The organism is Roseibium sp. (genome assembly GCF_025698965.1).
Taxonomy (GTDB): Bacteria; Pseudomonadota; Alphaproteobacteria; order Rhizobiales; family Stappiaceae; genus Roseibium.
Map to the genome: position 1 here is coordinate 1 of NZ_JAILWL010000198.1, position 11,142 is coordinate 11,142.

Consider the following 11,142-nt stretch of genomic DNA (forward strand, 5'->3'; position numbering starts at 1 on the left):
TGGCTCCTGGTTCTCATTGGACACGCCCGTGATCATCGAAACGATTTCGTTCTTGTCCGTCTCCCGCGTGTTCCTCACACCTATCTGCTTGCCTCTGCGCAGAACACAGATCCTGTCGGAAAGGCGAAAGACCTGATCCAGACTGTGGCTTATGATGAGGATTGCAAGGTTCTTTGCTCTCAGTGACGCAACCAATTCTTCAACCTTCGCCGTTTCAGCAACCCCCAACGCTGCGGTCGGTTCATCCAGAAGGATCAACTTGCTCGCCCAATGTGTGGCTCTTGCTATGGCTATGCCCTGCCGCTGCCCACCACTTAGATCCCGAATTGTCGAACTGGCCGAGGGAATGCGCACATCCAGTTCGTCGACCAGCTCCTGACACTCCTGTCTCATGCGTTTTTTGTCCAGAAGACCGAATGGTGGCCTGGTCAGTTCGCGCCCCAGGAACATGTTCATGTAAACCGGTTGCTGATCTGCGAGAGCAAGATCCTGATAGACGACTTCAACCCCCAGGCTTCGTGCGGAACTTGCGTCCGAAAAGGCAACCTCGTCACCGTTCAATCTTATTTTTCCGGATGTTGGCTTGTGCACGCCGGAGATGATCTTGACGAGAGTTGACTTTCCGGCGCCGTTGTCGCCGACAAGCGCGACAATCTCACCGGCTTTCAGGTCGAGTGAAAACTCTTCAATGGCAACCACTCCACCAAAGGCCTTGTGAACGCCGGAAAGGGACAGAACAGGTTGGTCGGAACTCATTGCACCTTTGCTCCCGGCCAGGAGACAGGATCCCGAAATCCGTTCTCGACGGTGGTAACGCAAGGCTTGCCGGTACTGACGCCTGAGATGCCAACGACCATGGCACGGGTAACGAACGCCTGACCTCGAAATCCAAAGACAACCGTGTCACCTTCCCTTGGAGACCGCGGTTGTGTGGCATCAATCATCGCGTAGTAATCGATAGCCGAATAGTCGGGTATTTCCACATCTGCCAAGTCGGCGTGTGACGATGTCGGTTCAGACGACACAAGAGCCTTGACCTGGTACTTTGGAAACACCGGGTCGATGTAAAGGCCTCCGCCGTAGCAATAGGCTTTGCCACCGTGCTGGTGCGATACCTCGGAAAGGTAAAGGACCGCGGGATCTTCAGGTAGATCTTCGACCGCATGAAGCGGAGTCGTTCCGTGCAATCCGTTACCCGGCTCGCATTGGGTTGCGCCGGCCTCCGCAAGAGATTTCAAAACCGTTGAAGACGTTGTTCCCGGTGCGTTGATTTCAATTCCGGTGCGTCCGGTTCTGGCAAGGGCATTCGCGGCCCGCTCCAGGGTGGCCAGGTTGGGTGTCGGCCTGACCTTTCCGGTTTCGGGATCAAAGAGCAAGGCGGGGAATGTTGTTATTCCCGCAAAAGCGGCTCCGGCTAACGCGTCCAGTCGCTCGGCAACCGCAACAATCTCGTCGGCGGCAAATCCACCTTCGTGGCCGCGATAGAAAGTGTCTCCTTCGGTCTGGATTCTGGCAAGAAGGTTTTGTCGGCGTCCGGCGCTTGCAGAAGCGGATGCAGCTTCCTGCGCCTTGATATCGGAAAAGACCGTCCAATAGTCAGGTGTGAGTTCCGAGGCTGCGAATGCCGCCTCACCGCGAGGTACCTGAACCAGGTGCCCCAGGTGACCGATCTTGAGGCCTGCCCGATCGCAGGCAATGGCGCAGGCCATGTCAACGGCGACGGCGCGATCGATGCCACCGCGCCTGACGGCGTTACAGAATCCGGAATGGCGACCGACCTGCTTGGTCATTGCAAATGTCTTGAGCCCCAGACCGCTGGCCTCGGCTTGAAACAGGCGCGCGTTGCGTTCGACCGCATCAAGGTCAATCACATAGGCATTGGCAGGAATGTATCCAGCCTGGTGAAGGGACATGGCGGCTTCGATAAAGTCCGGATTTCGGCGGATCAATACATCGAGGAACATTTGTTTTCTCCGAGTTACCGGCTTGTGTCGCGCAGAGAAACGGCGACGGCGACGAGAATAATAAGGCCTCGGACAATCATCTGATCGGACACATCAAGTCCCATCAGGATCAGGCCGTTGTTGAGCATGCCCATCAGCAAGGACCCGAGCAGAGCGCCAATGACGGACCCCTTGCCGCCATTCAAAGCGGTGCCGCCAACGATAACCGCGGCGATGACGGTCATCAGGTCACTTTCTCCAAGTGTATATTTGGCGGCCTGAAGGCGGCCTGCATAGAGAAGTCCGGCAAGCCCAGCCATGGCGCCGCAAAGCGTCAGAACGCTCAGGCGTATTCGAGGCACTTTGATACCTGAAACCTGGGCCGCGCGCGGATTGTCGCCCGTGGCAAGGACGTGGGCACCAAAGCGGGAATGCCGATAGACGACATGCCCCAGCACCACGGCGATACCAGTCCAGATGACCAATGATGGGACAGAAAACAGCTTACCTGAGCCGAACAGACCGGTAAAAACATCATTGAGAACAGGAATTGAGCGTAGATCGGTCATGGACCGCGCAATTCCGGCAAAAAGACTCATTGTCGCCAACGTCACCAGAAATGACGGCAGGCGAAGATAGGCAACGAGAATCCCGTTCATTGCCCCAATCAGAGCGCCGGCTCCGATACCCGCGACAACGCCGACGACCATCGGGTAACTCTGCATGACCACAGCAGCGGAAAGGGCAGAAACGGCAACAACCGAACCGAAGCTGAGATCGATTTCTCCCGCAGACAGGACAAATACAAGCCCGATGGCCATGATCGTCGCTGGTGCAGTCTGCAAAACGATGTTGGTAAGATTCCGGCTGGTGAGAAACCCATCATCATGCAGCGTGACCGCAAAGAAGAGGAAAATCGCCAGAAAGCCCAGATAGATCACAGATCGCTGGAGATCCATGCGCTGCAGCAGCGATGCAGAAGAAGTCATCACAATCTCACTTCCGAGAAAAAGGAAGGCGAGCAGACGGGTGCTCGCCTTTGGTCCGCATCAATCGGCGGAGGTAACGCTTGCAGGCGCATCCGTATTCAGGGACTTTTTCCAGCCCTCAGAAACGTTTTCCTTGGTCACGGTAATGGCAGGTGCAACGACGAAGGGCGGCACGTCCTTGCCCACCAGGCGCAAGGCCGCGGAAGCCGCCATCGCCCGTCCGAGCTCATAGGCCTCATCTGCAACGATTGCCGCGACATTGCCGCCACGCACCATGTCCAGCGCGACCGGTTCCGAAAGGTCCAGCGTAACGATCTTCGTGTTCTTGTTGCCGTTGGCACGTAATGCGGCAAGAACACCCTCGGCAGGCCCGGCCCAGGTAACATAGATGCCTCCGAGGTCCGGGTTTTTCAAAAGCATTGCATTGGCAATTTCTTCCGCACGAGCCGGGTCGCTTATACCCTGTTCGGCAACGATCGAAATTTCCGGATAGTCGTTTTCGATCGTCGTCTTGAATGCGTTGTCGCGTTGATTGGTTACGTAATAATCGGCGTCATGATAGATCCAGCCGACAGTCCCCTTACCTCCCATGGCACTTGCCAGAGCATCAGCGGCCTGCTTGCCCATCTGGAACAGATCATCCGTGACAATTGCTGCATAGTCGCGCGGGTGTTCGTATCCGGATGGCAGGTTCGACAGGAACACGAGGGATACACCACCGTCTTTTGCTTCTTCGAATGCGGCAGCAGAAGTGACTGGGTCAAGCGGCAGGGACAGGATGATGTCTGGTTGCTTAGCCAGCGAAGTTTCTATGTCACTGCGCTGTTTTGCGGCATCAAATCCTGCGCTTGTCGTTGCAACAACCGCGATGCCGAGACGATCGAATTCGTCAGTTGCACCGGCAGAGACAGCATTCACGAAGTCTGACTGGTCGTGCCACAACAGCGCTGCCTTGTGATTGCCCGATCGCAGGGCAGCAGCGCTTTCTTCCGACACGGTGACTTGCGACGAAGGCGTTGCACTTTCTCCTCCCGGACCGATTGTCTGGGCAGTGGCCGCAGTTGTCAGCGTGGATAAACTCATCAGTCCGATAAAGGCGGACTTCACCAGGTTATTGGATATCGGTTTCATGTTATCTCCTCCACTTTTTTCGTGCTTAGCGTGCTTTTTCCAGGCCGCAATACTCGGCGATGAACAGCGCAAAAGCCTTGACGCCAGCCAGATAGCTCTCCACCTCGATGCGCTCTTCGAATGTATGCGCCAGACTGATATCGCCTGGGGCGCAATAAACGGCCGGACAACCGATCCCATTGACCAGAAACGGCATTTCAGACCAATAAGGAGCTCCTCCGATTGCACCGCCGTCCTCGACGACCTGTTTGACGCACTGCGACAGCAGCCGCGCGCTTGCGTCGTCTTGCGGAATCTCGACTGGAGACCCGCCAAATCGATGATCTCTTCCAGCCGGATAGTCGATGCTCACAGTGATGCCTTCGGCAACCGGGGTGGTTCGAATGACCTCCTCCATCAACCGAACGGCGACATCCAGACTTTCTCCCGGACGTAATTTCCGGATCAGCGAAAACTTGCATTCTCCCGGAACGGCAATGTAGCCACCGCCCTTGATGTCCGTGACGAGAATGGAGGACGTGCCGACGAGTTCGTGACTTGGTCCTGCGGAAAGTTCGGCTTCATGCTCCCATAAGCGACCCAACAAACTGTGCGCAGCCTTTAGAGCGTCGACACCAAGTTCCGGCGTGCCGAAATAGGCTGACTTTCCGGCAATCGTTATCTCGGCAATGAAGAACCCGATTTGAGCCGTATAGACCTGAAGTCTGGTCGGCTCGACGTAAACGGCAAAGTCCGGTCTGGAAATCTGCCCCTCCGAAACACGTCGGACGAGATCATGGGCCCCGGCGCTGACACCTGTGCCTTTCTCCCCACTTTCCTCGTCGCCGATGAAGGCGAAGGAAAGTCCACCTGACGGTTGGTATCCGGCCGTCTTCAGCAATCTGATCGCGCTCAATGCAGCGCAAATTCCTCCCTTGAGGTCACAGGCGCCTCGTCCCCAGATCTCGCCTGTAATCTCGACACCGGAAAACGGCGATTCCTGTGTTCTACCGCGCCAGTTTTCCGCCCATCCCTGCACGTGGACTGTGTCGGTATGCCCGACAAACATGAGATGCCGGCCTGGACTTCCCGAAGACGCGCTCTGGCCCCAGACGTTCAGTCGGCCGGGCAGAAATTCCCCCGATCCCGTCGAAAGGCCCAGCTCGTCCATCCGATCCTTCAGAAACAACGCAAATCGGCTCTCATTCCCCGTCACGCTTTCGATTGCGATGGCGTCCCGAAGAAGCTTCAGATCCGCTTCGCGATCCTGATGTGAGGAAAGATCCTGAAGGAGGCTGTTTGCCATTATGCTACCCCGACCTTGAAGGTATCGATCGATGGCGGCGGTACCGCGATCTCAACGCCTTTCAATCCTTCCGTGAAAAGCGAGAGATGAAGGCGCGACAAGGCAACGGACGTGCCTCCTGCCAGGGCTGCGTGGTTCCCAAGCACGGATTTTTCGATTTGAACAGCGCGAGGGAAGCACATTGAAATGTATTTCTCCACGCCACCAAAGAGTTCGTCCCGGGTCCCAACAGACCCACCGACAACGATGCAAGTCGGATCCATGACGGCCGCGAGCGCAGCCATTGCCCGCGCGACCTGCCGCGCTATCTCGTCAAGGGCCGTTAGGGCCGCTTGGTCTCCTGTGGCAGCCGCGTCAAAGATATCGGGAACGCTCAAGGTCTTTCCCGTTGCTTTCGCATATCCGTTTTTGATGGCCTGGGTTGCAGTGACCCTCTCTAGAGCGCCAACCTTGAGACTTTCGTCTTCAAACGGATCCGCGCCGAAGGGCAAGTAACCTATCTCGCCCGCCGCACCGCTTGATCCGCGATGCAGTTGCCCGCCGACAACGAGACCGGCGCCGATGCCGGTGCCGATGGAAACATAAATCAGATCATCCTTGTCACCACGCTTTGTCAGCCAGTGCTCACCCAGCGCAGCCAGATTGACGTCGTTTTCGACGAAAACCTCAATACCAAGTGATTGCTGCCAAAGCCCACGTGCATCGATGCTGTCTATCCCAGGAATATTGGGAGCCAGTTTGATCTGGCCGGTCACAGGGTCAGGTACCCCCGGCACACCGATTACTGCGACGCGAGGAGGAGTTGGAGATGATGTTACTTGCGCCGCAGCCCGGTTGACGAGATCAACCACTTGCCTGACCACAGCCTCGCCGCCGGCCTTGTCGGTTGTTTCTACCAGCTCCGAGACGATTGCCCCCGTCAGATCACAGATCGCGACCCGGATCTTGGTGCCACCCAGGTCAACACTTGCGACTGATGCCGCGTCGGGAACAATTTCGTAAACAACCGCACGCCGGCCTATATGGCCTTCCGTTTGACCGACTGTTCGTACCCAACCTTCTTCTTCAAGGTTTCCGACGATCTCCGAAACGGTCTGCTTCGACAAGCCGGTGATCTTGGCAACGCTTGCCCGCGAGATCGGTCCATAGCTCGCAATTGCCTGCACAATGGCACTCAGCGACATGCGTCTTGAAATGTTTGACGGGTCGGCCAATGCATCACCTCTTTTAGTTCGTTCTGTAACCGAACTAAATAGATTTGAGGAATTTTGTCAAGCTGCCATTTTCACGGGCGAACTGTGCGGGGTGCGATTGCCGGCTGTCAGTGTTCGATTTTGCTACGCTGCTACAGCGTCAAGAGGCCGTGCTTTGAACTGACAACTCGATCCACCTGTCCGATAACCTGTTGCCTTGAAAGAATTGTCACCTCGGAGTGATCTACCTTCCTGGAATGGTCCAGATTGCAGATTTTTGCCTGACTGACTAACGGGCCAATCCTTGAAGATTGAAGCGTGGAGTTTCCGGTTCTTCGGTCCAAGCGTCGGGACAAGCTGTTGAAGGCTCACCTTCGGCGTACATCCATCAAATGATGCAACATTCGATGGATGTGCTCTGGATCAGTTGGAACGGGGGCGCTCCCCACGCGGATCGTATGGCGTTCGCAAATACGCAGCCGCCACGTATTTTGTTCCCGCCAGGTCGATTTCCCAATCGTTGAGCGCCAGGTAGTCGGAGGTAATCCTTTGGGAGGCGTTCAACTGAGCAAGGGCGACCGACGCCCCCAATGTGTGACCATATGCGGCGGAACGAACCTCTCCGACCACAGCACTGTTGCACAGAACGGATTCGCCGCCCCAAAGCTGCGGGGCGTCGTCCTGCAAAACCATCTGCACAATTCGTGTGTTCAAATGTGCAGGGTCTGACTTGGCGGCGAGAAGAGCGTCCCTGCCGATGAAACCGCACGGCTTCTCAAAATCAACGGCGAAGCTCAACCCGGCCTGAAGGGGTGTAATGTCAGGCGTCAGCTCACGGCTCCACGCCCGAAATCCTTTCTCGAGCCGCAAGCCTTCAAGGGCATAATAACCAGCGTCGCGAATGCCGTGCGTTTTTCCTGAACGCATCAGGTCTTCATAAACACCGACCGTAAACTCAACCGGAACAATCAATTCCCAACCCAACTCGCCGACATAGGTCATGCGATTGGCAAGCACAGTTGCGTATCCGAGGTCGATTTTCTGCACGGTTCCAAAGGGAAAGGCTTCGTTGGAAAGATCGGCTTGCGTTGTCTTTGCCAGAACCTCGCGCGAAGCCGGCCCCATTAGAGACAACACCGACCATGAACCTGTAACATCCGTCAGAAAAACATGGGCATCGGGCGCGAAATTCCTGCGCAACCAGTCAGCGTCCCGCACGGCCTGTGCGGAGCCGGTGATCAACAGAAATTCGTCAGCTTGCAAACGTAGAACAGTGAGGTCGCTTTCATACCCTGCCCGGCTGTTCAAAAGGCCGGTATAGACGGTTCGCCCGACCTCAACATCCACATTTGCAGCGCAGATGCGGTTCAGCTGGTCGCAAGCATCCCGCCCCTGTACGAGCAGTTTTGCGAAAGAACTCTGATCAAACAACACGACCCCTTCCCGGGTCGCCCTGTGTTCCGCACCGACAGCGTCATGCCAGTTCTGCCTGCCAAAGCCGTACTTGGTTGCATGTCCCGGTTCAGCTGCAAAGTAATTGGCCCGTTCCCACCCCATCTTCGATCCGAAAACCGCGCCTTTGGCAGCTAGCCGATCATAGAGCGCTGAACGGCGGAACGGCCGGGCGCTGTCAAGCTCCCGGTTTGGCCAGGGCATCGCATAGTGCAGCCCCAGCACTTCCTTGACGCGATCATGAAGCCAGGAGGGGTTGTTGTTGAAGTCGGCAAATCGGCGGATGTCGACGGCGAACAGATCCATTGTCGGGGAACCTTCCACGATCCACTCTGCCAAAGCCTTGCCGGCGCCGCCAGCACTGGCAATTCCCATTGAATTGAAACCGGCTCCCACGAAGAAATTCTTTACTTCAGGTGCTTCACCCAGAAGATAGTTGTTATCGGGGGTGAAACTCTCTGGCCCGTTGAAAAATTCGCGCACGCCCGTGTCAGCCATTTGCGGTACGCGGATCAACGCATTTTCCATCAGGATTTCAAATTGATCCCAATCGTCGGGAAGCAGTTGAAAGAAAAAGTTTTCCGGAATGCCGTTCATACCCCAAGGCTTGGCAGCGGGCTCAAAGCCTCCCATGACGAGCCCTCCGGTTTCCTCCTTGAAATAGATGTACCCGTCAGGATCCCGCAAAACCGGGAGATCGGGTTTCACGCCTTCGATCCGCTCCGTAACAATATACATGTGTTCAGCGGAATGGAGCGGCACGTTGACACCGCACATCTTGCCGATCTTCCGAGCCCACTGACCGGCACAATTGACGATGACCTCAGCTTCGATCCGCCCCTTGTCGGTTACGACACCCATTGCGCGGCCTCTGTCGGTCAAAATGTCCGTTACCTGAATTCCTTCGATTACTCTTGCACCCTGCAAGCGCGCGCCTTTTGCAAGAGACTGGGTCAGATCCGTCGGATTTGCCTTGCCGTCGCCTGGCATCCAGAGCCCACCTTTCAGATCGCCAACCTGCATCACCGGCCATTTGTCCCTGGCCTCTTCCGGCGTGATGACTTCCACCTCGACACCCTGGGCACGCGCGGCGGCAGCCGTGCGCAGCAACATTGTCATTCGCTCGTCGCTGCGGGCGACTGTGACCGAACCGCACTCCTTCCAACCGGTAGCCAGTCCCGTTTCGGCTTCGAGTTCTGAATACAGCTGCGTCGAATAACGGATCAGGTTGGTCATTGCCGGCGTGCTGCGCAACTGGCCAACCAGTCCCGCTGCATGCCAGGTCGTTCCGCAACTCAATTGCCCCTGTTCCAGCAGGACAATATCAGTGAGACCCATCTTTGCCAGATGATAGGCAACGGATGATCCTACGATACCACCGCCAATGATTACGTATTGTGCTCTTGCAGGCAGCTCCGCTTCAGCCATCTCAGTGCCTCCTCCGACAGGATTTGTTGCTTGACGGAGAGTTTCACACTTTGCAAAATTTTGCAAATATTTTCATTTTATGGCGACTGATGTGCGGTATCGATCTGCAACTCGCTTAATACCTGCGAAATATCGGCTGGTGGATCGGCGTCAGAAATCAAGATTGCTCTTCCAGGAGGGGCCGGCATGACGATCTGGCCGACCACGCCAAATTTGGAGCTGTCTGCCAGGATCAACGCAGTTTCCGCCTGAACCAGCATGCGTGCTCGCAAGTCCGCTGCTTCCCGCGTGAAATCGGTGAGTCCCGCATGGGCACTGAGCCCACCGGCGCTGATGATTGCGAATTCGGCACGATATCGCGACAAGTTTTCAATAACTTCCAAGCCGAAAGTCGCCATTTCGGAAGGGTCTATCCGACCACCGGCCAAAACCACCTCCCGGCAGGCAGGCGCAATCGTTTCCGCAAGTCTAAGGTCGTTGGTAACCACCTGCAATTCCTTGCGATGCTTGACCAATTCGCGCGCAACCTCAAGAGTGGTCGAGCCATTGTCGATGATGATTGACGCGCCTTCAGGTATCATCGACGAAACACGCGTCGCAATCTTGATCTTGCCTTCGGCGTTGGTATTCACGCGATCGGTCATCGGCGCTTCTTTGGAGACGACTTTTGCAGCACCTCCACGCACCTGTAAAAGTTTGCCTTGCCCGGCAAGGATTTCGATATCCTTGCGCACTGTTTCCCGCGAAACGCCCAAACGCGCCGTCAAGGACCGGATGGAAACAGCCGGATGCCGGTTCACCTCTTCGAGAATGACTGCGTATCGTTCGTCAGGAAGCATGCTGGCACTTTCTCATTTTGCACTTTGCAAAATGCCAATTTTTGCCAAGCCAGGCAAGGACTGAAATTCTCACGCATATTCACAGGCAAATAACTTCCCTGCATTTGGGAAACTCCGAAAGACAGATCAAGTCGTGAAAGTCACGCCTGCCGATTGCGCGCGTAGTCGCGGATCGCCCGACTTCACCTGCACGCGCTGTCCGTCAAGCAGCTCGAAACACCTCTCAAGTGTTTCGCTCTCAAGCCTGTGCATCGCCTGCTCGGTGTAAAAAGTCAGGTGCGGCGTCAAAATGACGTTGTCCCTACCGAACAGCGGGCTTAGCGGATGCCCCTTCAACGCGAGGGGTTCCAAGCTGAACACATCCAGACCGGCACCAGCGATCCATCCCTCGTCAAGCGCTTTGATCAGAGCTTTTTCATCGACGATGGCCCCTCGCGAAACGTTGATCAGACAAGCACCTGGTTTCATCAATCGCAATTCAGTTTCGCTCAGCAAATGCCGAGTGCTGTGATTGAGCACCGTATGAATCGAAACAAAGTCGGACTGTTCCAGCAATTCCTGCAAGGTGCCACATTTTCTGGCGCCGTGTTCAAGCATTTCCTCTTCTGACATACCGGGGTTGTAGGCGATGACGTTCGCCCGGAATCCGGCCCCCGCCATTCTGGCCATGCTTTTGCCAATCTTCCCCAACCCGATGATGCCGACTGTGCTCTCTGCCAGATCCCGTCCGATCCATTCAGGTTCCGGCCACGCCCACCCTTTGGTTTGCATTTGGCGTCCCAAGGCGGGCAAACGCTTTGCCAGCGCAATCATCAGCGAAAATGCGCCTTCGGCAACCGTTTCCTCAGCGTATTCGGGAATATTGACGACCGGGATATTGTG

9 protein-coding genes are annotated in these 11,142 nt (G+C 56.0%); all 9 read right to left on the reverse strand.

Annotation, left to right across the window (positions count from 1 at the left end; genetic code table 11):
* On the reverse strand, positions 1 to 756 hold a 756-nt coding region (locus K5905_RS16580; RefSeq protein WP_297585846.1), incomplete at its 3' end, for an ATP-binding cassette domain-containing protein.
* Positions 753 to 1,964 (reverse strand): alanine racemase, encoded by a 1,212-nt coding sequence (locus K5905_RS16585; RefSeq protein WP_297585847.1) that lies wholly within the window; start codon positions 1,962 to 1,964, stop codon positions 753 to 755. The genes K5905_RS16580 and K5905_RS16585, both read right to left, overlap by 4 nt.
* Before the next feature lie 14 nt (positions 1,965 to 1,978).
* A complete protein-coding gene (locus K5905_RS16590) occupies positions 1,979 to 2,932 on the reverse strand; it encodes an ABC transporter permease (RefSeq protein ID WP_297585849.1) in 954 nt (317 codons plus the stop codon).
* A gap of 60 nt (positions 2,933 to 2,992) precedes the next feature.
* Positions 2,993 to 4,063, reverse strand: coding sequence for a substrate-binding domain-containing protein (locus K5905_RS16595; protein ID WP_367186976.1), 1,071 nt, complete (start codon positions 4,061 to 4,063; stop codon positions 2,993 to 2,995).
* A 25-nt stretch (positions 4,064 to 4,088) separates the two neighbouring features.
* Positions 4,089 to 5,348, reverse strand: a complete 1,260-nt coding sequence (locus tag K5905_RS16600) for a M20/M25/M40 family metallo-hydrolase (RefSeq protein ID WP_297585851.1) — start codon at positions 5,346 to 5,348, stop codon at positions 4,089 to 4,091.
* Positions 5,348 to 6,562 carry an ROK family transcriptional regulator gene (locus K5905_RS16605; RefSeq protein WP_297585853.1) on the reverse strand — a complete coding sequence of 405 codons (1,215 nt, stop codon included), beginning with the start codon at positions 6,560 to 6,562 and terminating at the stop codon, positions 5,348 to 5,350. Before K5905_RS16605 ends, K5905_RS16600 begins: the two co-directional genes overlap by 1 nt.
* A 402-nt stretch (positions 6,563 to 6,964) precedes the next feature.
* Entirely contained in the window at positions 6,965 to 9,421 is a 2,457-nt protein-coding gene (locus K5905_RS16610; protein WP_297585855.1) for an FAD-dependent oxidoreductase, read from the reverse strand.
* A 77-nt stretch (positions 9,422 to 9,498) separates the two neighbouring features.
* The gene (locus K5905_RS16615) at positions 9,499 to 10,260 is read right to left on the reverse strand and encodes a DeoR/GlpR family DNA-binding transcription regulator (protein WP_297585857.1); all 762 of its coding nucleotides are present in this window, start codon (positions 10,258 to 10,260) and stop codon (positions 9,499 to 9,501) included.
* Positions 10,261 to 10,386: 126 nt separating this feature from the next.
* Positions 10,387 to 11,142 (reverse strand): NAD(P)-dependent oxidoreductase (locus K5905_RS16620; protein ID WP_297585859.1); only part of this gene is annotated, 756 nt, incomplete at its 5' end.

What these genes read in the sequence shown, in the direction of transcription:
- K5905_RS16585 (WP_297585847.1), bottom strand. Translation starts at nt 1,964, where the DNA reads ATGTTCCTCGATGTATTGATCCGCCGAAATCCGGACTTTATCGAAGCC.
- K5905_RS16590 (WP_297585849.1), bottom strand. Translation starts at nt 2,932, where the DNA reads ATGACTTCTTCTGCATCGCTGCTGCAGCGCATGGATCTCCAGCGATCT.
- K5905_RS16595 (WP_367186976.1), bottom strand. Translation starts at nt 4,063, where the DNA reads ATGAAACCGATATCCAATAACCTGGTGAAGTCCGCCTTTATCGGACTG.
- K5905_RS16600 (WP_297585851.1), bottom strand. Translation starts at nt 5,348, where the DNA reads ATGGCAAACAGCCTCCTTCAGGATCTTTCCTCACATCAGGATCGCGAA.
- K5905_RS16610 (WP_297585855.1), bottom strand. Translation starts at nt 9,421, where the DNA reads ATGGCTGAAGCGGAGCTGCCTGCAAGAGCACAATACGTAATCATTGGC.
- K5905_RS16615 (WP_297585857.1), bottom strand. Translation starts at nt 10,260, where the DNA reads ATGCTTCCTGACGAACGATACGCAGTCATTCTCGAAGAGGTGAACCGG.